Source organism: Microcystis sp. M079S1 (genome assembly GCF_020246425.1).
Lineage (GTDB): Bacteria > Cyanobacteriota > Cyanobacteriia > Cyanobacteriales > Microcystaceae > Microcystis > Microcystis aeruginosa.
In genome coordinates this window covers 1-24,142 of the sequence record NZ_JADBSZ010000153.1, presented here as the reverse complement: position 1 = coordinate 24,142, position 24,142 = coordinate 1, and the positions used below count along the sequence as shown (strand labels likewise).

Annotated in this window: 20 protein-coding genes, 1 pseudogene and 1 riboswitch; of the genes and pseudogenes, 7 read left to right on the top strand and 14 right to left on the bottom strand. The window is 42.5% G+C overall.

Annotated features, from left to right (window positions below):
* Positions 1 to 47: 47 nt before the first annotated feature.
* The 6 genes from IM456_RS10205 to IM456_RS10180 form a co-directional block, all read right to left on the bottom strand.
* Positions 48 to 1,166 (bottom strand): restriction endonuclease, encoded by a 1,119-nt coding sequence (locus tag IM456_RS10205; protein WP_149986117.1) that lies wholly within the window; start codon positions 1,164 to 1,166, stop codon positions 48 to 50.
* A complete protein-coding gene (gene yhdJ / locus IM456_RS10200) occupies positions 1,147 to 2,034 on the bottom strand; it encodes an adenine-specific DNA-methyltransferase (RefSeq protein ID WP_002801664.1) in 888 nt (295 codons plus the stop codon). Before yhdJ ends, IM456_RS10205 begins: the two co-directional genes overlap by 20 nt.
* Positions 2,035 to 2,249: 215 nt before the next feature.
* Positions 2,250 to 3,620, bottom strand: a complete 1,371-nt coding sequence (locus tag IM456_RS10195) for a DNA cytosine methyltransferase (RefSeq protein ID WP_287691729.1) — start codon at positions 3,618 to 3,620, stop codon at positions 2,250 to 2,252.
* Between the two features lie 238 nt (positions 3,621 to 3,858).
* Complete coding sequence (locus tag IM456_RS10190; protein ID WP_149986115.1) at positions 3,859 to 5,874, bottom strand: ABC transporter ATP-binding protein; 2,016 nt, start codon at positions 5,872 to 5,874, stop codon at positions 3,859 to 3,861.
* A gap of 177 nt (positions 5,875 to 6,051) precedes the next feature.
* On the bottom strand, positions 6,052 to 7,221 hold the full coding sequence (locus IM456_RS10185) for a glycosyltransferase (protein ID WP_287691694.1): 1,170 nt from the start codon (positions 7,219 to 7,221) through the stop codon (positions 6,052 to 6,054).
* Between the two features lie 105 nt (positions 7,222 to 7,326).
* On the bottom strand, positions 7,327 to 8,664 hold the full coding sequence (locus IM456_RS10180) for an ArsB/NhaD family transporter (RefSeq protein WP_149986113.1): 1,338 nt from the start codon (positions 8,662 to 8,664) through the stop codon (positions 7,327 to 7,329).
* A gap of 229 nt (positions 8,665 to 8,893) precedes the next feature.
* Positions 8,894 to 9,024, bottom strand: a riboswitch (cyclic di-AMP (ydaO/yuaA leader).
* 188 nt (positions 9,025 to 9,212) lie between these two features.
* Here IM456_RS10180 and IM456_RS10175 point away from each other — a divergent pair.
* Positions 9,213 to 9,791, top strand: coding sequence for a DUF3172 domain-containing protein (locus IM456_RS10175; protein WP_149986112.1), 579 nt, complete (start codon positions 9,213 to 9,215; stop codon positions 9,789 to 9,791).
* A gap of 204 nt (positions 9,792 to 9,995) precedes the next feature.
* On the opposite strand, the gene IM456_RS10170 is transcribed toward IM456_RS10175, so the two are convergent.
* Entirely contained in the window at positions 9,996 to 10,313 is a 318-nt protein-coding gene (locus IM456_RS10170; RefSeq protein ID WP_149986111.1) for a P-II family nitrogen regulator, read from the bottom strand.
* Positions 10,314 to 10,386: 73 nt separating this feature from the next.
* Positions 10,387 to 11,367, bottom strand: a complete 981-nt coding sequence (locus IM456_RS10165) for a sodium-dependent bicarbonate transport family permease (protein ID WP_287691704.1) — start codon at positions 11,365 to 11,367, stop codon at positions 10,387 to 10,389.
* A 709-nt stretch (positions 11,368 to 12,076) separates the two neighbouring features.
* Here IM456_RS10165 and rimI point away from each other — a divergent pair.
* From rimI to IM456_RS10145, 4 genes are all read left to right on the top strand, one after another.
* Complete coding sequence (gene rimI / locus IM456_RS10160; RefSeq protein ID WP_149986110.1) at positions 12,077 to 12,655, top strand: ribosomal protein S18-alanine N-acetyltransferase; 579 nt, start codon at positions 12,077 to 12,079, stop codon at positions 12,653 to 12,655.
* Positions 12,656 to 12,693: 38 nt separating this feature from the next.
* Complete coding sequence (locus tag IM456_RS10155) at positions 12,694 to 13,884, top strand: glycosyltransferase family 4 protein (RefSeq protein WP_149986109.1); 1,191 nt, start codon at positions 12,694 to 12,696, stop codon at positions 13,882 to 13,884.
* Between the two features lie 90 nt (positions 13,885 to 13,974).
* Entirely contained in the window at positions 13,975 to 14,592 is a 618-nt protein-coding gene (locus IM456_RS10150) for a CP12 domain-containing protein (RefSeq protein WP_149986108.1), read from the top strand.
* Positions 14,593 to 14,690: 98 nt separating this feature from the next.
* Positions 14,691 to 15,197, top strand: coding sequence for a DUF1269 domain-containing protein (locus IM456_RS10145; RefSeq protein WP_149986107.1), 507 nt, complete (start codon positions 14,691 to 14,693; stop codon positions 15,195 to 15,197).
* A gap of 353 nt (positions 15,198 to 15,550) precedes the next feature.
* Here the strand turns inward: IM456_RS10145 and IM456_RS10140 are convergent, their stop codons facing one another.
* From IM456_RS10140 to acs, 3 genes are all read right to left on the bottom strand, one after another.
* Positions 15,551 to 16,075 (bottom strand): GNAT family N-acetyltransferase, encoded by a 525-nt coding sequence (locus tag IM456_RS10140; RefSeq protein WP_149986106.1) that lies wholly within the window; start codon positions 16,073 to 16,075, stop codon positions 15,551 to 15,553.
* A 39-nt stretch (positions 16,076 to 16,114) separates the two neighbouring features.
* Positions 16,115 to 16,711, bottom strand: a complete 597-nt coding sequence (locus IM456_RS10135; protein ID WP_149986105.1) for a hypothetical protein — start codon at positions 16,709 to 16,711, stop codon at positions 16,115 to 16,117.
* Positions 16,712 to 17,127: 416 nt separating this feature from the next.
* On the bottom strand, positions 17,128 to 19,098 hold the full coding sequence (acs, locus tag IM456_RS10130) for an acetate--CoA ligase (protein WP_149986104.1): 1,971 nt from the start codon (positions 19,096 to 19,098) through the stop codon (positions 17,128 to 17,130).
* Between the two features lie 251 nt (positions 19,099 to 19,349).
* Between acs and psaC the strand changes: the two genes are divergently transcribed.
* Entirely contained in the window at positions 19,350 to 19,595 is a 246-nt protein-coding gene (gene psaC / locus IM456_RS10125; protein ID WP_002734319.1) for a photosystem I iron-sulfur center protein PsaC, read from the top strand.
* A 311-nt stretch (positions 19,596 to 19,906) separates the two neighbouring features.
* Here the strand turns inward: psaC and IM456_RS10120 are convergent, their stop codons facing one another.
* Positions 19,907 to 20,617 (bottom strand): Uma2 family endonuclease, encoded by a 711-nt coding sequence (locus tag IM456_RS10120; RefSeq protein WP_287691718.1) that lies wholly within the window; start codon positions 20,615 to 20,617, stop codon positions 19,907 to 19,909.
* Positions 20,618 to 20,692: 75 nt separating this feature from the next.
* Between IM456_RS10120 and IM456_RS10115 the strand changes: the two genes are divergently transcribed.
* A complete protein-coding gene (locus IM456_RS10115; protein WP_287691720.1) occupies positions 20,693 to 21,421 on the top strand; it encodes an ABC transporter ATP-binding protein in 729 nt (242 codons plus the stop codon).
* A gap of 2 nt (positions 21,422 to 21,423) precedes the next feature.
* Here IM456_RS10115 and IM456_RS10110 read toward each other — a convergent pair whose 3' ends face one another.
* On the bottom strand, positions 21,424 to 22,194 hold the full coding sequence (locus IM456_RS10110) for a class II glutamine amidotransferase (RefSeq protein ID WP_149986141.1): 771 nt from the start codon (positions 22,192 to 22,194) through the stop codon (positions 21,424 to 21,426).
* A 287-nt stretch (positions 22,195 to 22,481) separates the two neighbouring features.
* Positions 22,482 to 23,960, bottom strand: a pseudogene (locus tag IM456_RS10105) (hypothetical protein); the annotation flags it as partial.
* Between the last annotated feature and the right edge of the window lie 182 nt (positions 23,961 to 24,142).

Sequence of the window (24,142 nt, the reverse complement as noted above, 5' to 3'; positions counted from 1 at the left end):
CGCTTTCCTATCTTTCTATTCTAGTTTAAGTGGGGAGTTAGATATCTTTATGGCTCTGATTCTAGGTTAAACTCAATCCGGCTCTGTAAAACCATTTCTGCAATTACCGCTCCTCCTTTACCTTGAGCTAAAACCCGCTCAAAACGGTTGATTAATTCGGGAATATTGATCACTTCCTCTACAGATTCTAGATATCTTTCGACAATTGCCCTGATCTTGTATCTTATCTTAGCTTGCTCCGCAACTTTTTCTAAAATTTCCTCGCAAGTCTGCTCAGTTTTAACCACAAAAGTAATGGGATATTTTTGCACTTTATCAATATCTAAAAAATATTTATCAGCAGCTATCGTTTCCGTAACTTGAAAAAATCGGCCTAGGGGTTTCATGACAAAATCTATCCCCCCGTCATTGGCATTTGTTCGACCAGTTTTATATAAAAGTAAGTATTCAGAGTTTAACCGATCAGGCGACCATCCCCAATATATTTTCTGTTCCCCATAATACTCTTTAAGAATTGCATAACTGACAATCTCAAAAACTCTAGCATCAATGTTTGGTCTGAGTAAACTCCGAATAAATTCAATGGCTTTCTGGGGATCTTGCTGTTGAATATCAATCATCTGTTGACAATAGCTGATAAATTGATTAAATGCTTTTTGTCTTGTTTGCACATAGGCATCAATTATATCTATAATCACTGGCGCAATATTAACTTGATTACCGTCTAGAGAAACCTTAATTAGATTCTCATTAATCCAGTATCTATTGGTTTTAACATCTCTAATTATCGGCAGATAAGATAAAGTGGGAAAATACTTGTTAAATTCCTGATTTAATCGATGATTGAGAGCATGATTTTGTAATTTATCGCCAAAAGGAAGCTCCCTTTGCCTGCGAAAAAGTGTCATATACTGAGCGCCTTGATACTCGTCGTATCCATCCTTAAGATGAAACTCATTATTAATATAGTCTTCCACTAAAACATAAATGGCATAATGATTAGCCAATCCTGCTCGGGATTTAGAACCTCGATTAGCGGCTCTAGTTTTAATGTTCAAATATTGCAATAACTCACTAGCATTTAAAATGCTATTTCCCTGATTGGGAAAGTAATTATCGATAATTTTAATAATTATCTTGGTGAATTCATGCTTTACTATCGACATCGAAAAGACTCTCCTGTACAAAGTTAGATTCTTGTTTATTTTCGCTTTTTCTACTATAGCTTTTTTGAGGAGGGAGTAACTTTTCTCCCTTGTATTCTTGCCATCCGAGAATCCGTCGAAGACCAATTTTTAAATACTCCTCTTGTAATTCTATACTAATAGAAATTCTTCCCAAACGTTTAGCTACAGCTGCAGCTGTAAAAGTTCCTGCAAAGGGATCAAGCACAATTCCACTCTTGTCAGTGCTGGCCAAAATAATTCTTTCTAGCAATGATTCAGGTTTTTGTGAGGGATGATTTTCGTATTCATCCATGCGATATCTTACCCTAGGGAAATACCAGACATTGCCTGGTACTTTCTCTGTATTGTATTGACTCGGAATCGCTTTTCTATAATCAATTAGTTTTCGTTTTGCTCCGGTTTTTGCTTCTATCTTAATATCCTTTGAATTAAAAGTGTAATTATTTTTATCTTTCACACAGTGAAGTATTGGTTCATACATCGAACCAAAGTATTTTGTTGCTTGTACTCCTGAACTATCATAATGCCAGATAATACGACTAAGAATCGTCATTTTTTGTCTTAAGTAAAGATCAAAGTAAGGCATTGCTTGAGTGCTGGCCATAACATATAATGTTCCCTGGGGTTTCAAGATGCGAAGGCAATGATCAAGAATTTGATTTGCCCAATTTATATAATCATTTTCCGATTCCCATTTGTCGTAAAAATCGGCAAAGTGCTTACCTATATTATAGGGAGGATCGAGAAAAATTAGATCTACAGAATTAGAGGCAATCTCACTGGATAAAATCGGCAAAGAATCACCATGAAATATAACTTGCTCATCAGCTTCGTATCGTTTAAACATGATCATTTTTTCAATTTAAAGTAGTTAGATTTTTACTAGGAAATGTCTCAATTTTTAACCTCCTTAGCGATTAGGATAATTGACAGACTTTATCATAAACATGAAGTATAACCTAATTTGGTATTGATGACCGACTTCTGACGACAGACTCCCCACAACAAAAACTTGGATTTTTAAGCCTTTAAATATTTTAATATGAGTCAGTATCCCGCAGTCTAATAATCGGGACGAATTATTTCTAGTAAATTTCTAGCCACTGCTTCCACTACAGTGATAGGAACAGAATTTCCGAATTGTTTTTTAGCGATAGCCGGCTGTGGATGATAGATAAAATTATCGGGGAATCCTTGTAATTTACGCGCATCTTGGGGAGTAATTTCTCGAAACTTTTCCGGTTTATAGATTTTCTTTAAAAACAATTGTTTGTATTCTTGGGGATGAGTAGCGGTAATTGAAATAGTGGCAATATAATCTTTAGCACCCGTAGCGGTTAGGGTAGGAATAATATCGGCCGTCGGTAAAATAATCCGATAAATGCCGTTAATTCCCGTCATATTTTTCGAGTTAATAAATTCATACTTACCCTGCTGCGTTTGCCAACAAATACCGAGAGAAACTAACTGATTTAGTTCCTCGATTTTTAGATCGGGTATAATTTCCAAAAAAGTAGAAAAAGCCACGGGATGACCATCTTTTTCGCCATACTTTTTACTGCGTCTTAATTTCAGCAAAGCTAAACAGATACTTTTTTGTCGTTCCGTAGTTTTGATAATATCCCAAGAATGAATAGTTGTGTGGCCATTTCTTAAATCAGAAAAAATAAAGAAGTCATTTAATTCATCTTCTTTTTGAAAACGAGTTCTCGATGGAGGAACAAAACCATTAAATAAAGTATCTGCTGATAACTTAACTTTCTCGACGGGTTGAATATTTTTGATGTCTTCTAAAATATCTAAAACCTTCGGATGGATACCCAAAGGTAAGGGAAATTTAAACCGCTCATAGTTATCTATATTTTTTCTAATTCCTACGATAAAAACTCTCTCTCGATTCTGGGGTAAACCAAAATCGTAGGCATTTAATAACTGCCAGTAAACTTGATAACCACAGCTAGTTAATTCATCGATAATTAACTCTAAATTCTCCCGATTGCGAGGACTAGCTAACCCACTGACATTCTCGAAAATAAAGCTTTTGGGTTGACTTTTCTGGACTAATTTAATCACATCAAACCAGAGTTTTCCCCGGGGATCTTCAAATCCCCGTAAACATCCCGCCACCGACCAAGGTTGACAGGGAACGCCGCCGACAATAAGATCGAGATTATCGGGTAAATTGCTAATTTTACTCACATCTCCGAAAGCAATTTCATCACTGTTGAGATAGCTAATAAAATTTTGTTGATAAACTTGGATTGCCTGTTTATCGATTTCTGAATAACCTAAACAACGTCCTCCCAATTTCTCCAAAGCGATTCTAAACCCACCGATTCCCGCAAATAAATCGACAAAACGATACTGGGGATGGGTGATAACTAGATGTAGGGGTAATTGGGTTTGTGTGTTGACTTTAACTGTGGTTTTCAAGGGTAAATAATTCCTTTTCACCGTCTGGGAAGATGCCTATCTGTACTAATTATTTTAGTATAAATTAAGAGTTTTTTTCTAGAGACCTCATGATATCTAAAAACTCAGATAAATTTGACATAATCTTAGATTTTATGCCTTAGGATAGTTGTCTCTTCTGTTTTTTCTCCTCCTGTCTCCTATCTCCTGTCTCCTGACTCCTCACTAACCACGACAATTTTTGATTTTTGCAGCAGCTCTATCGAGTCGAGGAATACTCGTAGTCTTCGATAATATGGAGAAGTCGCATAGCTGAACTACAGGATTCTTCTAAAATTTCCTGTTTCTCCTGAGAATCTTCGATTAAATCTTCAGATACTAGACGCAGAGAACCTAAAAGACTATTAAGACTGCTTCTCGCTTCGTAGGATAAATAAGCTTTTCTTTTTTGCTCATCTTCCCTATTCTTAGAGTCGGCCTCTTTGCTATCACTAAATTGCAGAGCGTGTAAACGGGCATAATGACCACCTTGAGCTAATAATTCCTCATGATTGCCGATTTCTGCCACTTTTCCCTTGTCCAGCACCACAATTTGATAGGCTTTTTGAACAGTGGAAAGACGGTGAGCGATCACAAGAGTAGTCCGCTCGCGACAGAGTTCATCGATCGCTTCCTGTACTAAACGCTCAGAAATTGTATCCAAAGCACTGGTAGCTTCATCGAGAATGAGAATATCCGGATCTCGCAGTAAGGCACGAGCGATCGCTAATCTTTGTTTTTGTCCCCCCGAAAGTCTCACTCCCCGATCGCCAATTTCCGTATCCAGTCCTTCCGGCAGTTTGGAGATAAACTCGTAGGCATTCGCCCTTTTTGTCGCTGCTAAAATTTCTGTATCACTCACATCGCTTAATCCGTAGGCAATATTAAAACGGAGAGAATTATTAAAGAGAAAAGTGTCTTGACTGACTATTCCCATGGCTTTTCTCAGAGATTTGATCTCATAATCCCGTAAATCGTGACCGTCAAAAAGAATCCTCCCGGCTGTAGGATCATAAAAGCGTGGTAATAAATCAGCAATTGTCGATTTTCCAGCCCCCGAAGCACCAACAAGAGCGATCATTTTTCCTTTTGGAATCCAAAGATCGATGCCCTTGAGAACTAATTCTTGATGACCGGGATAGGAAAATTGGACGTTATCAAAATGAATGCCTGTCTCTAATCTTTGATAGGGAATAGAGCCATTGCTCATAAATGGTTTATTCTCTCGAATGAGAAAATCCGCTACTATTTCTACTGCGGAAACATCACCCAATAGACTACTCCTAGCACTGTTAATTTGACCAACTATCGGCAAGGCCCGGAAAAGTACATAGAGATAGGTCAATAAAATTGTCGCTAAAGCTTGCAGTTGTTCATTAAAAAGATAACGACCAGCAATGATAATTAAAGCAATAATAATTACCCCACCGATCTCATTGAGCGGAGCGATTACAGCATTATTAGTCTGGGCATCTAAACCCGCTTTCTCCCGGGCTTCGATATCTTCCACAATAGATTCTAATTCGTATCTCTCATTGCCTACCGCTTTAATTAGGCGAATTCCCGTTAACAGTTCCAACAGTTTATTAGTTTGCTGTTTAGCCGTTACGGTGATAATCTCTCCAAACTTTTTCGATCTCTTGACAAAGTATTGATTAAGCAGACCTAAAAAGCCACCCAAAAGACTAGAAAGAATAGTTAATTGCCAAGAAATTGATAATAAAATAACTAAGTACATGAAAGCTGTAGCGATAATCTTAATCAGGTTTATGTAATTTCTAATTGATGCTACAGCCCGATTAATCTCCGACATGAAACGATTAAAAATATCTCCTATTTTACTTTTTACATAATAATCTATATCCACTTCTAGCAGCAGAATAACTGAATCAATTCGCATATCTTTTGCCATAATTAAAGACAAGTAAGTGCCTAGCAAATTACTGACAAAATTGGTAATGTGCTTGAGAATTAAAATCCCTAATATCGCCGCAAACATCCAGAAAAAACGAGTTTCGACCGAGAAAACCTCGAAAACGGAGAGCATCTTTTTGATAATTTGGGGGGCATTTTTTAAGAGATCATTTTCGGGATTAATAAAAGAAATTAGCAAAGGGATAACTAAAACAGTTCCTACCCCATTGAATATGGTACTGGCAAAGCCTATAACAATGCTGGAAACCACTAATATCCAGTGTTTCAGCGTATATTTAAGGAGAATTTGATTAGGATTCATCGCTCTAAGTAATAAAGTAAATAGTGAACGGTCAATTATCCTACTCGCTACAATCTAATAAGTAGGGAGGCACAATTATTTGTAGGATGGGTTAGCGGTAGCGTAACATGAGCGGGCGTTGGGTTTCATGCTTCAACCCAACCTACGTTCATCTTATATTTAATTCCACCCACCTACTTATTTACCTTCCAGAGAAGTAATTATGCCAGAGAGAGTTGTCGCCATGGCGGTGGTACTATAGGAGGCGATACAGCGCTCTCTCGCTTTTAGTCCTCGTGCATTAGCCGAGTCGAGATGATTAAAGACTTCTCTAATCATGACAGCTAGTTGCTCTGGCGATCGAGGTTCGACTAAATAGCCAATATCAGCTAAAATTTCGGGTATATCTGCCACTTTAGTGGAAATAATCGGTTTAGCCATCGCCATACCATCGGTGAGTTTAATCGGAAATTGGGCGTTAGCCGTAGCTTCATCCCTCTGGGGAACGATAATAGCATGGGCAGCGGCGATAACTTCTGGCATTCGCTCGATCGGTTGAGCAGGTAAATGAATTAACCAAGGTTGACCTTTTTCTAGCAAACTATCCAGATAACCATCCCCGATTTGGCGACCTCCCACCACCACCAATTTAAAATCAGGATCACCAATTTGATCTAAAGCGATTAAGACATCTTCTAAACCTTTGTGAGGTCTAGCAGTACCCGGGAACATTAAGACTTTATAGGCAGATAAACCGTATTTTTGACGACAAGCGACGGGATCGTAGAGATTGGGATCGAAAAGTTGCGTATCCTTGCCATTCGGTAAATAAATCCCCCCGTAACGCTTTTGCAAAAATTGATTATTAACCGTCACCGCATCGGCGCGGTTAATTAAATTTTCCATCCAACGCAGATAGAGAGGGTGATTCGGGTCTCTAAGCGCACCATTTTTTTTGAGGATATCCCTAGCTAACTGTCGAGGATGAGGACGATAGGACCATCGATCGCCACCAAACCAACTCATTTCCCAATCGTCAATATCGAGAATTAGGGGACGTGGGGAAAAAAAACGTTTCAGTAAACCGATGCCGAAACTGGTGGGACGGGGTTTAACCGCGTAGATAATCTCTCCGGAGAGGCGATCGAGTAAAGTTTTGATCTGGCCAAAAAACTGGGGATAATTATTGCCTTTGACCGATACCACCGGTAAATTCCCCGGTGGGGTTGGATAGATTTCCCGGCCAAAAATCGGGCCATAGACCGTCACCTGACAGTTTAGCTGTTGCAAGACTTGAGCAATCAAATAGACTCTTGTGCCACCACCACCGGATAAATCTGGTGCTAAAACAGAGATTTTTTTGTTCACGATCGCCGATCAATCCAGATCATTAGCACGATAGGAGAATGTTAATCAATGTTAACGTTTTTGTCAATCTTAGGCGAACTTAACATTAATGCCCCCAGAGATAGACTAGACAAAGAAAATTAACATATACATTGCCGAGACGACCAACTGAGTAAACATCACTGGTAAACCGTAGCGCAGAAAGGTATGAAAAGTAATTTTGCCCCCGTGTTGTTCAGCGATGCCGGCGGCGACAATATTAGAAGAAGCCCCCACTAAAGTACCATTACCCCCTAGGGTGGCCCCATACATCATCGCGTAGAAAAGCGGTAAAACTTCGGGGGGAAAGGAACCAGCATAATCGGGGGAAAGAACTTCGGTCCCGACTAAATTAACATTAACAAGGTACTGTTTCAGTAGTGGAACCATTGCCACCACTAGGGGAATATTCGGAACGACACTGGAAATAAAACCGACAAAAAACAGCAAGACTAGAGAACCTAAAAAGATATTTTTGCCTAAAATTATCGCCAGAAATCCAGATAAACTATTAACTACACCAGTTTTTTCTAAGCCGCCAATTAGGACAAAAATCGACATAAAAAATAATAGAGTACTCCAGTCCACATCCCGGAGAATATTATGAACCGTATCGATTTTTGATTGCTGGGCTAAAAGTAGGGCTAAAGTGGCACCCATCAAAGCAACGGCCGCGGGAGCAAGGGGTACAGGAAAAGATTCACCGACGACGAATAAAAATAAGACTAAAAAGACGATAATTCCCCCCAGAGCTAAGACGCGAGGATGATTAATTTTCGGATGGGGTAATTCTTCTAAATGCTCGAATTTTGTCCGCCAGATTTTCGGGAATAACCAAGGTAACATAACCAGAATGGTAATCACTGCCAAGGCACCACCTAAACTCAAGCGCTGTAGGTATTCCATGAAGGTGATATTAATAGAATCACCGACGATATAAGTAGCGGGATCACCAACAATCGTTAATAATCCGGAACTGTTGGCTACGAAAACCATCAGGATTAAGAGCGGCACAAAATCCACACCGATATCTTGAGCTAAGGGGGGAATCAGCGGGGCTAATAACATCACCGTGGTGGCGTTGGGTAACACCGCACAGATTGGGGTAGTAATGGCGACAATTCCTATTAATAATAATTTGCCCTGTCCCTTGGCTAAAAGCACCATTTGTGCTGCTAAATAATCAAAAATTTTCGTTGGTTCAAAGGCTCTCACTAACACCATTACCCCAAAAAATAGGGCGAGAGTGCCATAACTGCGACTGATATAACCGACCGCCTCCTGGAGAGTCATGATATGGGTAAAAACTAAGATTAAAGCCCCCAGTAAAGCCGCTACGGTAATATGAAGCCACTCGAACATAATCACCACAATGACTGCAATAAAAGTCATTGCAGCAATCCACATTGGTAAAGATTCCAGCATTTTTGATCCTGTTTTTACTTTCGGTTTCTCGATACGACTAAAAGTTTGCCCGAATGTACAGCAAACTCACAAAAAATATGGTTATCTACGGAAAATCTTAAAATTGTTGCGATCGGTAATCTGGCATGAGAATCCCCATATACAATGTCTCCTGTAAGTTATGACTATCAAGTAGTATCAGCGACATAACTGAACCGATCAAGACATTGCTAGGAATGTAGTGATGTTTCAGTCTTCCCCCCCACGCCGACGAAGTTAGCTGACGGGCTAGGATAGAGAGATATCCTTTTCTAGGCTAAAAAATCTAGAAATACGCCCCCAAATGTGGTTCCTCCGCTCCGAATTTGTCTAGCTAATATCTAGCATAGAAACTTGGATTAGGCTGACTTACTCTATTTAGTCATCCACCATAGCATACTAACCTCAAAAAAACGATATAGCCCTATACTAGACCTATCCTGTCGGTTATCCCCCGGGTTGCTAGGATAGAACCGTGATAAGCTAATAGCTAACGACTGACCGCCATAGCGGCCACAACAGAAATTTCGATGAATAGAAGACCTCGTTATACTCCTCCCCGATCGCGCGATCGTGATTATGACCGCTCCTATGGCGATGACTCCCGCGCTTCGGCTGCCAAAGGCCTAATGGCAAAATTAAACTATGCCATGATCGCCCTGATTGGTGGTATTTTTGTACTAGGAGTGGGTCTCGGTCTGGTATTCAGTTCTACCGCTAATTTTAGCCCCGAAAACGTCGCTTCCCGGGAAGTAATCGATCGCAGCGCCCCCAATGCGGAATTATGCGTGCAATTTGGGGCCAGTGCCATTGTCACCGATTTGCGGGTTTATGTCACTCTTAACCCCTTTAATGTTTTTGTTACCCAACCGGTTATGCAACCCGGTTGCGTTTTGCGACGCAATAACTGGTCAATTTTAGAACAACAAAAATTAGTCGATGGACAGCAGGTACAAAGTTGTAAAAACCGGATGAATACCTTTGGTTATACCGGCCCCTTGGAAGGCAAACCGAAAATCGATTGTATCTTCCAAAATGAAGCCGGGGGCAATCTTTTTGTTAATCCCGCCGGTGCTGTTGGCCCCAGACCAGATACAGATAAATTCTAAACCGGAAAAGATCGTTCTCCTGACTGCTGACTCCTGACCACTGACTCCTAATTAACTAAGTAGGTGGAGGAATTAAATATAAGATGAACGTAGGTTGGGTTGAAGCATGAAACCCAACACCCGCATAGTTTACGCTACCGCTAACCCATCCTACAAATAATTGTGCCTCCCTACTTACGACAATTTTTGATTTTTACGAGAGGTCTAATGACTTAGCCATTGGGCCGTAGTCACCACAAAAATTCCGCCGGCTTTTTTTAAAAAAGGCTGAATTTTATCGATCAGACGACCAAGTTGTTCGTCACTATTACAAACCGTCATAATGTAGTTACCACTGTAATCACAATCCAAGTCATCACAGGATAAACCTCGATCACCTTTTCCCGAAGTACTGCCAAAGACGGTATAACCGGAAACTCCGACAACATCAAGAACGCTTAAGGTTTCTTCCAGAAGAGCATGACTAACAATTATGTCCACTTTTTTGACAGTTTGTAGGGAAGGATGCGGGGATTCAAGCATGGTAGTTAAGTAAAAAAGGTAGAAGTGCAAGAGAACAATTTTGACCGGAATTATTTAAAAACCGCCGGGCCTTTTAGACTCCACAGCCAATGATTTTAATCATCTCTAGGTACAGAGGAATACCGATGATGATATTGAAAGGAAAAGTTAAAGCCAAGGCCATAGAAATGTATAAACTAGGATTCGCTTCGGGAACAGTCATTCTCATGGCCGCAGGAACGGCAATATAAGAGGCACTGGCACACAAAACAGCGAATAATAAAGCATTGCCCTGTTCAAATCCGAGAACCTTAGCGATGAGAATCCCCACCATAGCATTGATGACGGGAATGAATACCGAGAAACCGATGAGAAAAGCACCAGTTTTGCCTAATTCCCGGATTCTTTTCGCCGCCACTAATCCCATATCAAGGAGAAAGAAAGTTAAAGCACCATAAAAAATCTCTTGAGTGAAAGGTTCTAATTTTTCCCAGCCTTTTTCCCCCGTCAGCATACCAACAACAACACTACCGACTAAGAGAAATACCGAACCATTTAAAAAGGCTTCATGTAGAACCTTTGACCAAGAAAACGCTTCTTCTTCGCCATTTTTCTCTTTAAAGACTCGCACCAGGATTAAACCCACTACAATTGCCGGCGATTCCATTAAAGCTAAGGCCGCTACCATGTGACCGCCATAGGAAATATGAAGTTTTTCTAAAAAAGAACTGGCGGTGATGAAAGTAACGGCACTAATGGAACCATAGGCTGCGGCGATCGCTGCTGCATTGGCACTATCGAGTTTAATTTTCAGGATAAAGAAAGTGTAAATGGGAACGATGCAAGCCATAACCACAGAGGCAATCAAAGTTAAAGCGATTTGGTTATTGATGCCACTTTCCGCTAGTTCATAACCTCCCTTGAAACCAATCGCCATCAAAAGATAGAGAGAAAAGAGTTTAGGCAGTGGTTGGGGAATCTCTAGGTCGGATTTAAAAAATACTGCCAGCATTCCCAAGAAAAAGAACAAAACCGGCGGATTGAGAATATTGAACAGGATTAAGCTGCCATCCATAGGTTTGCGTACATTGAGTTATTTCAATCTATACTATTCGATTTTGAGAATACTGGGAAAATGTTAAGAACCCGATTAAAACGCTTAACGATGGCCGCCCAAAAAAATTAAGATGGGTGATGTTTCAGTGATCGGTGATCAGTTATCTTGAAACCGTCAGCTTTTCTCCCCTCTCCCCCTCTACAATAATTACTCGCAGCCAGGAATCACTTGGGTTATTATCATACTTTGTGCTTTTTGTCAAAAAAACTTTTTTTTTGCAATAAAACTACACAAAAAAAAGATCATCGTTGTGGGTGAAATTGACTGATTTAACCGTTTTAATTAGGATCACCTTCTAGGTGTGGCAAGGGTTTCAACCATTGCTGCCCAAAAAAGCACAGAATAACCGACTATGAAATTCTATCAAATCGCTGTAACTATGATAACATCGTTGTTAAATAAAAATCTTTCTCAATTAATTCTTAAGAATTTATAAATATTGCGAAATATTAATTTAAATATTCTCAAGTTTTTGCAGTCAATAAATAACTTTTGCTTATATTTGTCAGAAAATAGAACTCCTGCAAAAATCCCACATCTACCATTGGATTCAGGAGACAGGATTCAGGAGACAGGATTCAGGAGACAGGAGATTATTTTTATTTATTCTCCCCACACCCCACACCCCACACCCCACACCCCATACCCCTCTCCCGTTCCCCGATCAATGGCAAAAATCCAGCTTAAAACCCCAAAATCAGAGCATCTTGCCGCCATGGTGTCCCTAGATCGCACCAGTCTCGGCGGTATCTGGACGTTATCGGGATATCAACGGGAATTAGACAGCCCCAACAGTGAATTATTAATTCTTACCCTAGACCGGGATGACGAAACCCTAATCGGATTGGCTTGTTTTTGGGCAATTCTCGAAGAAGCGCATATTACTCTCCTAGCAATTTACCCCGACTATCAAAGACAAGGATTAGGAAAACTACTTCTCTACAAACTTCTGGAGAAGGCTGTACAAAGACAACTGGAAAGGGCTACGCTAGAGGTGAGGGTATCGAACCAGTCAGCGATCGCAATCTACGAGCATTTTGGCTTCCGCGTCGCTGGAGAGCGTAAAAATTATTATCCGCAAACTGGCGAATCAGCCCTAATTTTCTGGCGCAACGATCTACAAACGGCCGCTTTTCAGGAACAATTAAGCAAGTGGCGACAAGAAATCCTCTCAAGACTGGTGCGGGGAAAGTGGCAATTAGAGGAAGAAACCAGAGCCAAAATAGATACCATGGGGATGCAATGATTACCTACAAGCTTAAATCAGGTCGAGGTTAGGGAAAAATGAGGATTTTAGTGTTGGCGTGGGAATTTCCACCGCGATTAGTGGGCGGTATCGCCCGTCATGTCGCTGAACTCTATCCCGAAATCGTCAAACTCGGTCATGAAGTCCATTTAATCACGATCGAATTCGGTCAGGCCCCCAGTTACGAACTGGTCGAAGGCATTCACATCCACCGCGTCCCCGTACCCCCCGGCAATGACTTTTTCCATTGGGTGGTCAACATGAATAACAGCATGGGGCAACAGGGCGGCAAACTAATCGCCGAATACGGAAAATTTGACCTTGTTCATGCCCACGATTGGTTAGTAGGGGATGCGGCCATTGCCATGAAACATCTCTTTAAAATCCCCCTGATTGCCACTATTCACGCCACGGAATACGGACGTTATAACGGACTGCACACCGACACCCAACGCTATATCGGCAGCAAAGAGGGAACCCTCGTCTATAATGCTTGGCGCGTTATCGTCTGTACCGGCTATATGCGTCATGAAGTCCATCGGGCTTTGGGCGCACCCTGGGATAAAATCGATGTGGTTTATAACGGTATTCGGGCCGAGAAAAAGCAAAGAGACCCTAACTTTGATTACCGAGCTTTTCGTCGTCAATATGCCCAAGATCACGAAAAAATCGTCTATTACGTCGGGCGTATGACCTTTGAAAAGGGGGTTTCGGTGTTACTTAACGCTGCCCCAAAAGTCCTGGCCCAGACCGAGGGTCAAACTAAATTTGTCATTATCGGTGGCGGCAATACCGACAAACTCAAACAACAGGCCTGGCATCTGGGTATCTGGCATCATTGTTATTTTACGGGCTTTATGTCCGATGAAAACCTCGATCGCTTCCAAACCGTGGCCGATTGTGCCGTTTTTCCTAGTCTTTACGAACCTTTTGGTATTGTCGCCTTGGAAAGTTTCGCCGCTAGGGTTCCCGTGGTAGTTTCCGATACCTGCGGTTTTCCCGAAGTTGTCCGTCATGGCCAAACGGGAATTGTCACCCGCGTCAATAATCCTGATTCCCTCGCTTGGGGCATTTTAGAGGTTTTAAATCATCCCGAATACGCCCAAGAATTAGTTAATAACGCCTACGAAGACCTAGAAAAACGCTTTCATTGGGCGAATTTAGCCCGTCAAACTGAGACAGTATATGGTTTGGTTGTCCAAGAACGACAACTGGTAGAATGGCGTTAATCAGGGATCGGTTTTTTAGCCGTCAGCCGTCAGTATTAGGGGTCAGTTTATGTTCTAAAATAACAAAGGCACAACTTAACTTCTCCGAATATGACTATGAAAGCAGCTGAAATTATGACCACGGAGGTGGCCAAGATTAAAGGTTCTGAAACCGTTGCCAAAGCAGTACAATTGATGAGAGAAAAGAACATTAGAACTCTCATTGTTGATCGCCGTCACGATGAAGATGCTTACGGAATTATCACCGAAACCGATATTGTCTATAAAGTCGTCGCTTTCGGTCAAGATCCGCAAAAGGTGCGCGTCTATGAAGTGATGAGCAAACCCTGCATCGTGATTAATCCCGATCTCGGGGTTGAATATGTAGCCCGCTTATTTGCTAATACTGGTATTCGTTTCGCACCGGTAATTAAAGGCGATTTGCTCGGTGTTATATCTGTTAGTGACATCCTCCATAAAGGTAACGCCGTCGAAAAGCCCCGCAGTCTTGATTTAGAAGCGGAGATTATCAAAGCTAGAGATATTGCCCGGGCAGTATGTGCTGAAAAAGGGGGAAATTCTCCCGATTGTGCTGCAGCTTGGGATATTGTTGAGGAATTACAGGCAGAATTGGCACACCAACGCGCTAAAAAACCGGAAAAAACCTATTTTGAGGAATACTGTCAAGAAAATCCCGATGCTTTTGAAGCTCGTATTTATGACACCTAATCTCCATGGGTTTGAGGTATCGGAGAATACCTCAAACTTTTTAATCCGGCAAAAGTAGTGTATAAAAGTTTTATTTGCTAACATATCGAGGAAAAACTATGGCTGATCTATTTGTCATCGCCTATGAGGACGAATTTAAAGCAGAAGAAGTTCGTTTAACTTTGGCTAAACTGCAACAGGAACATCTCATCGAGTTAGAAGATGCTGCCGTAGTGGTTAAAAACAAAGATGGCCAGATTAAACTCAAGCAAGCGGTCAATTTAACGGCAGCGGGAGCCGCCAGTGGCAGTTTCTGGGGATTATTAATCGGAATGCTCTTTTTATCCCCTTTATTAGGGGCCGTCCTCGGTGCTGCTGGTGGCGCTTTGGGAGGTGCTTTAAGTGATATCGGTGTGGATGACAATTTTATGCGGGAATTGGGAGAAACCATGCAGCCAGGTACATCTGCTCTCTTTGTTCTCGTCCAAAAAGTTACCCCCGATAAGGTCCTCGATGAAGTGGCCCCCTACGGAGGTAAAGTGTTACGCACTTCTTTGACCAAAACCGACGAAGCGGAATTACAGAAAATTCTCGACCAAAGAGGTGTTAAACCCGAAACCGTTTAGGATATGGGTCCATAAAAGCTAGAAAAAGGGAATATATTTCCCTTTTTGCTTTTTGACAAGAATGGGTTTAGCATGACAACCACAGCAGCTATAAAATAAGAAACAATCAATAATTAGGGCTTGCTGAATAATGGTAAAACCCTTTTAAAATAAGGCTTTTGACCTGTTAAAATCCGATGTTCATGCTGCGAAAATCGGATTGGGACCCTCAAAAACCTGGCATTATCCTTCTTGTAGTACAAAACTGGTACGAAAAGAGAGGGCAACAAAGCCTGAAACGACCGGCTCCTGACTCGGAGACTCCTAACCCCACCAACAAACTTTTTGCCGCAAACCCTAATTATTAATGAACTTTAAGCTTTGATCGAGAATAAAAGTGCTTCAGTGTCGTAGTATTTATTCGTTAATCCCATTGATTGCATTCCTAGTCTTTCGGTGACACGAATTGAGCGATAATTATCGGGATTAACCACCGCGTAGATAATCGGCAATTGTAAGGTGATTAAGCCGTATTCTAGAATAACTTTAGCCGCTTCGGTCATATATCCTTGTCCCCAATAATCGCGCCGTAAATGCCAACCAATTTCGCTATCTTGGGTAGGATAACCGTGGTTATCGGGCAAATTCTGTAAAATTATCGAACCGATAATCTGATTATTTTTTCGATCGATCATTGCCCACCAATCGCTGCCATTACCCTGATTACGAATAGTTGGTAATCTTGCGGAAAAATAGGCATTTAAACTCTCAATATCCGTGGCTAACTGACGAATTCTCGGCAAAAAATGAGTGACTTCGGAATTTTGATAGATCTGAAAAAAAGACTCTTTGTCTGCGGGTAGTTGCCAAGGACGAAGAATTAGGTGATCGCTTTTCATGGTTTTAGTGAGCAAATTATAGCAATTCTCTTGCTAAGATTAGGGATTATTGTCGATAAAAAAACTTCTAAATCCCACGGCTAGTAAGGAACCACTTAGGACAGTTATCAATGTCCAAATTTGATTTTTTTGGGTTCCTTCGACTTTCTCTAAGCGTTTATTCATGTCATCAAATTTACTATCAAGAGTTTTAATATCACCTTTAACTTCCGTGAGTTCAATCTTTAAATCGGTAGTATCTTTTTGAAGATTTTTGACATCAGCTTTCATTTCTGCTTGTCCATTCTCGATCACCTTCAATCGATTGTCCACCTCAATCAGTCGAGTTTCCACGGTAGTGAGTCGATTGTCCATGGTAGTGAGTCGATTGTCCACAGTAGCGAGTCGATTGTCCACCTCAATGAGTCGAGTTTCCATGGTAGTGAGTCGATTGTCCATGGTAGTGAGTCGATTGTCCATGGTAGTGAGTCGATTGTCCATGGTAGTGAGTCGATTGTCCATGGTGGAGAGTCGATTGTCCATGGTGGAGAGTCGATTGTCGATCTCGTTGAATCGATGTTCGATTATCTTCTGTCCATTGAGGATTAAATCTTCTAGTCTTTTTAAATCATTATCGGTAGTAGTGGTGGTGGTCATTGATTAAACTCCTATAATTTGAATTCGCTCTTATCTTTATTATTACAGCCTTTCTTATAAACATGAAGTATAACCGAATTTGGTATTGACAACCGACTCCCGCACTTCCCCACTTCCCCACTTCCCCACTTCCCACTTCCCACTTCCCCTATACCTTTTCAACAGGATTTATTATTAGCTATAAGTAGTCGGACATAAATTCTGTTGTCTATCTTAAGAAATGTAAATTGCCGCAATTCTTACTGAATCCTGACTCCTGAATCCTGACTCCTTACCCCACAGTTAACTTTACTTTTGTCCAACTACTTAGCTTTGCTGCTTGAGCAAATATGTTCACAGAGAATCACTCCCGTTAGAGTGAGATAAGATTAACTCTTATTCCTCACCCTAACTACTAGGAAAAACCGGCAATTAAATTACGCACCTTGCCGTAATTTATCCAAAACCGATCGATCTTCTAGAGTAGAAGTATCACCAGAAATCTCTTGACCTGATGCTAAAGTTCGCAAGAGACGACGCATAATTTTACCCGATCGCGTTTTTGGCAGTACATCGGTAAAACGGATTTCTCCCGGTCGAGCAATAATGCCAATTTCCTTGACAACGTGATCCTTTAATGCTTTGGCTAACTCCGGACTCGCTTCATAATGCCCCTCGAGAGTCACAAAAGCATAGACTTCTTCCCCTTTAATTTCATCTGGTCGTCCCACCACAGCCGCCTCTGCTACCGCAGGATGGGATACTAAAGCTGATTCGATCTCCATTGTCCCTAAACGGTGGCCAGAAACGCTCATCACGTCATCAACGCGCCCCATTACCCAGAAATAACCGTCTTCGTCCTGACGGCTACCATCCCCGGCAAAATAGAGATATTGGCCATCTTTGGGGGCGATATGTTCCCAGTAGGTGTTGCGGAAGCGATCGGGATTTTTATAGACTGTTCGCATCATACCGGGCCAGGGATGTTTGACCACCAGATAACCCCCCTCATTCGCGTGGGTGGGATTGCCCTCTAAGTCCACCACTTCGGCGATAATACCGGGAAAAGGTAGGGTTGCTGACCCCGGTTTGGTGGCAATTGCCCCGGGTAAGGGAGTAATCATAATCCCCCCGGTTTCCGTTTGCCACCAAGTATCGACAATCGGACATTTTTCTTTACCGATAACTCGGTGATACCACATCCACGCTTCCGGGTTAATCGGTTCTCCCACGGTTCCCAGTAAGCGCAAAGAGGATAAATCCCGGCTATTGGGGATATCTTCACCCATTTTGATAAAAGCGCGGATAGCAGTGGGGGCAGTATAAAAGATATTAACCCGATATTTCTCGATTACATCCCAAAAACAACCTAAATTAGAGGGACGGGGAACCCCTTCATACATTACCGTGGTTGCACCATTGGAAAGCGGTCCGTAAACGATATAACTATGGCCAGTAATCCAACCCACATCGGCAGTACACCAGTAAACATCGGTGTCTTTCAGGTCAAAAATCCATTTGCAGGTGACATGGGTGTAGAGATTATAACCGCCGGTGGTGTGGACGACTCCTTTCGGTTTGCCGGTGGAACCACTGGTGTAGAGGATAAATAACATATCTTCACTATCCATCGGTTCGGCCGGACAATTAGCAGATACCTGTTTTTGTAGATCATGCCACCAGTAATCGCGATCGGCAACCATATTGATTGGTTCCTTGCTGCGCTGAACAACGAGAACTTTTTCCACACTGGGGGCGCTATTATCGGCTAGAGCCAGATCTACCTGTTCCTTGAGGGCAACGACTTTATCCTTGCGGAAACCACCATCGGCAGTGATTACCACCTTAGCGGCCGCATCATTAAGACGATCGCGCAAAGCATCGGCACTAAATCCCCCAAAAACTACACTGTGGGGCGCGCCAATTCTGGCACAGGCTAACATAGCGATGGCCGCTTCGGGAATCATCGGCAGATAAATTCCGACCACATCGCCTTTTTTAACGCCTAATTCCTTTAAAGCGTTGGCAAATTGACACACTTCTCGGTGTAACTGTTCGTAGGTAATGGTGCGGCTGTCTCCCGGTTCTCCTTCCCAGATAATGGCGGCTTTATTGCGTCTCCATGTCGTGAGATGTCTGTCAATACAGTTGTAACAAATATTAATCTTGCCGTTGACGAACCATTTAGCAAAGGGGGGCTGCCAGTCAAGAACCTCTGACCATTTTTCAAACCAATGTAATTCTTTTTCGGCTAATTGGGCCCAAAAAGCCTGGGGATCGGCCTTGGCTTTGGCGTAGAGTTGCTGGTATTCTTCAAAGCTTTTAATTGTGGCATTCTGAGAAAATTCGGCACTGGGAGGAAACAGCCGATTTTCCTGTAGGATCGATTCGATCGCTATTTCTGTCATACTGGCAAACGAAATAAATTATCTTGCGATCCAGATTACCTTTTTCGGTTCCCCCCGTAACCCCGGCAAGCAATTCTTTAAGGCTATTTTAGAATTGCCCGATCCCTGACTAGCGATCGCCATTTGGCCCCAAGTGTTACAGAGTTTAAAGTTATGTCACCGATCGAGCGATGAACAGATCGCTGTAAGGTAAACTAACCGATAAACCCGAAATTTAACATGGAGAACACTCGGTAAGGAGTCATAATTCAATGTCTCATAGCGTTAAAATTTACGATACCTGTATCGGTTGCACCCAATGCGTTCGGGCTTGTCCCCTCGACGTGCTGGAAATGGTTCCCTGGGATGGCTGTAAAGCTGCCCAGATTGCCTCTTCCCCCCGCACGGAAGACTGTATTGGTTGTAAACGTTGCGAAACGGCTTGTCCGACGGATTTCCTAAGCATTCGGGTTTATCTCGGAGCAGAAACCACCCGCAGTATGGGTCTAGCCTACTAGGCCTGGCAATCATTCTGTGTTTAATATTTAGCGAAAACTAATCTTGTTAAGAGGACTAACCAGTCCTCTTTTTTTGTTATACTCCCTTCGCTAGTTAGGGCTGGCTGAAAAAATCGGGGCGAAGCATTCGGATAGAAAATCTACGGTTTCAGCAATAAGTTATTGCCCGAATGCTTCGCCCCTACAGGACGCAATCGCCGATCAAGATGCTCCCGTTTTTGAGTCACTAGCTTGAAAATCTTGCAGCTGCTTCGCCAAACAGGCCACCAAACCCCTTACCTCGTCTATATTTCACATTTATTCAGCAAACCCTAGTTAGGTAATTCTCCAAAAAGTTGCCGATATTTTTGCAGTTTTGCCTCCATTTCTACTAACTGCTGATTGACCTGTTCTGCCCGTTGGCGTTCATTTTCAGCCCGTTGTCGTTCATTTTCAGCCCGTTGCTTTTCCTGCTCCAGTAGTTGATTAATTTCGCTGTAGGACAAAAATTGAGTGCCATCAGGACGATAAATTTTTAACTCGTCGGTTAAGTCAAAACGAATGCCTAAACGGGGACTCACCCAATTATTAACCTCACTAACACTGTCTAAACTGTCACCAATTCGCTGCCAAGCTTCTAGACTATTATCATCGGGATCATAGACGTAGTATTCTTGGACTCCATAGCGATCATAAAATAGCAATTTTTTGGCCATTTCGATGGAGGTATTACTGGGAGAAAGAATCTCAAAGACGACTTGAGGAGCAAGATTATCTTCTTGCCATTGTTTGTAGGAACCTCGATCGCCTTTCGGTCTGCCAAATACTACCATCGTATCAGGAGCGGCGGCAATTTTCGGCTGGCCTTGCACGGGATACCACAACAGATCCCCCGCTACAAATACCTGGGGATCATCGATATATAACCAGTCGAGATTCTGCTTAATCGTCACTATCCAGTTAAATTGTTTAGTATTATCTGCCATCGGTTTACCGTCGCTCTCAGGATAGATAATCTCGGTTTTGTTAACTTGACTAACCATGGGGAATACCTGCCGAACTCATTGGGCTATTTTTATTATATAATAAACTTGAACTAAGTAAGGAAAAGACCGCTCTTGATTTTAGAACTACAGCAAGTAAATTTAGCTATCCGACGGGGTAGTGCTTATCTGTTAGAAGATATTACTTTTAGCATCAAGCAAGGAGAAAAGTTAGCTATTGTCGGAGCATCTGGGGCAGGAAAAACGACTATTTTACGATTGTTAAATCGTTTGCAGGAACCAAGCACGGGAAATATTTATTTTCAAGGTAAATCGATTAAGGAAATACCGGTTATTTCCCTGCGACAACAGATAGTTTTATTGCTACAAGAGTCGAAGTTATTAGGGATGACTGTTCGAGATGCTCTCGCTTATCCTCTGCAATTAAAAAAACTTAACCCTGCTGAAATTAATCAGAGAATTGACCATTGGACATCCCTATTAAAAATTCCTCAACAGTGGTTTGAGCGCGGGGAGTTAGAATTATCTTTAGGACAAAGACAATTAGTGGCAATTACCAGAGCTTTGTTGTTAGAACCGAGCATACTGTTATTAGATGAACCCACCTCTGCTCTAGATACAGGCACGGCCACCAGGTTATTAGAAGTATTAAATAATCAAAGATCAATGACAATAATTATGGTCAATCATCAACTGGATTTTTTAGAGGAATTTGCCGAGCGAGTCATTTATCTAGAAGCGGGAAAAATTGGTTCAGATTGCCTCGCCAATCAATTAGATTGGTTAGGGCTAAAAACTCAGTTAATTGATTTAGAAAAATCTCGACAAAGTGACAATTGGTAAGATTAACTTAAAATTGCTGCGCCCTCCTGAAAAACTAATAATTCTCCTGAATTAATCGCTGTCCAAACTTCATTATCAGTTAAGGGTGTAGTGGCAATAATTGCCACTTGATCGCCCGGACGAGCTAAAGCTTGAAAATCAACGCTAACATCTTCATCAATTAAATGAGCGGCGGCAAAAGGATACTGACGGATTATATAGCTTAATTTCGTCGAACAATGGGCAAAAAAATGTTCACCATCGCATAAAAGATAATTAAAAATTCCTTGACAAGCGATAGAATTTGTGATAGTTTTTAGGACTTGATAAAGTTGCTCTAGGGAAGGTTTGCCCTGGGGAAAAGTCTCTCGCAGGGTATTAAGAATTAAACAGAAAGCTTTTTCCGAATCCGTGTCCCCAACTGGTTGATAAAAATCTCCCGCAGCCGGTGAGAAATTTTCTAAATTACCATTATGGGCAAAAACCCAATATTTCCCCCACAATTCCCGCCGAAAAGGATGACAGTTTTCTAGTTTAATTTCTCCTTGGGTGGCTTTGCGAATATGGGCGATAACATTGGTAGAATGGATCGGATAGTTTTTAATTAATTCCGCAATCGGAGAAGCGATCGAGGGTTTAACATCAATAAAAGTTCGACAACCTAAACCCTCAAAAAAAGCGATTCCCCAACCATCTCGATGTTCGTCGGTTTTTCCCCCCCGCGCACAAAATCCCTCGAAGGAAAAACAGATATCCGTGGGGACATTACAATTCATGCCTAAAAGTTGACACATAGTTGCTTGAGTTTGAATATCAGATGCCAGCAAAATTACTTACTGCCAGCAGCCGTGACAGGAGACAGGAGAATTTTTTCTAGCTGCCTCTTGCCTATCCTAGCTAAGAAATTAATCTGGCACTAAGTTAGGTAGGTGTTAAAAACTGTCAGACACCCCCCTTATCAAGGCTGACAGGGTAGGGTTGATTCATGAATCAACCCTACTATGAATCAACCCTAGGGGCAGGGGGGGAGATTCGGCTAATCTAAGAAAAAGCGGTTTAAATGCGTCTTAGCTTACAAGCTAGAAGAACAGCAAGTTTTCCATTTTTGGGCGATAGAAAGGATTAATTCTTTTTCTGCTTGGGGTAAATTGGCAGCCTGTCGGTCGATTATATAGCTTAATTCCCCGATAATCCGATTAAGAGCGAGTTTTCTAGTCTTTCGGGAGTCACTTCTCTGTGCTAAAGCTATTTCTGTGATAACTCGATTTAAACTGCTGATAGCTTGCCAAGTTTGCGGACGTAATGACGGTTCTGTGGCAATGGGGGCAACCTCCAGGGAAGCGATACTATCGAAAGTTGCTGCCTGACTAAATCGGTGTAAAGTCTGGGCGAGACTATACATTTCTTCCCCGTAGGCGAGGGAACGTACCACAGCAAAGGCTTTTTCGGCTTTTTCGGTGTCCTGTTGGTGAAGATACCAAAAACCAGCGGCGGCGGCGCGAGCAGGAGTATCTAGACGGATTTGGCTGTCAGTAAGAGAAAACAGTTTCGCCGACGCATATTTTAACAATTGCCAATCGGAGGGATTTTCTGCCAGACGGGAGACCCGATAGATAATTTCTGCCTCTGGGAATTGCGGTAAAACGCGATTAACAGCGGCAAGGACAGGAATAAACTGGCGGCTGTACTGAAAGTATTGATTGAGGTTATTAATAGCTGTTTCCCAGTCTTGCTGTAACCATTGTTGTAGAGTCGAGGTTAACCCCGGCAGCGGTAGAGGGGTAATACGGGGAAAAAGTCGCCCTTGGTGGCCCGCCAAAAGCCCGATTAGCCAATTATCAGGACGGAAAAAGGCGAATATAAACACCACGCCGAACACCACGACCGACACCCCGCCCCACACCCCGACCACCGCCACGGCCCACACCCTGCCCGACACCCTGCCCGACACCCCGCCCGACGCCACGCCCCACACCACGGCCCACACCACGGCCCACACCACGGCCCACACCACAGCCCACACCCCGCCCCACACCCTGCCCCACACCCTCCCCCACACCACGCCCCACACCACGGCCCACACCACAGCCCACACCCCGCCCAACACCACGCTTAACACCCCGCTTAACACCAAGCCCAACACCTCGCCCAACGCCACGCCCAACGCCACGCCCAACACCACGCTTAACACCCCGCTTAACACCACGCCCAACACCACGCCGAACGTCACGCCCAACTCCACGCCGAACACCACGCCCGACACCACGCCCGACACCACGCCGAACGCCACGCCCACCCAATTAACAGAAAGTCCTAAATTTGCTGCTATGCTACAGATAATCAGAGGGGTAATTACAGTTAAGAGAAGACCCTGAATCCCTAGACGCAATTGTACGGTATGGTTATCGCCGCCGTCTCTCGTTTCCACATACCAGCGCACTGCTTGGGGAAAATAAAACACCCAGTACAACAGCAAAAGATAATCAAAGGGATTCCATAAAGATAAATCGCGTCTGAGTTTAGGGGCGAGATTAATGGTGGGGACGGTACTTTCCTTCATAATTTTTATCTCTAGCTATTTACCCGGTGATGGTTTATTAAGTAGTTAGGGACTTGCGCTTTGATAATGTACCTTTTGGGCGAACGCAGTTCGCCCCTACATTGTGGACAAAATCCGTTACTGTAGGGGCGCAAAGCTTGCGCCCTCCGATCGATTGGGATATTATTCCCACGCAAGTCCCT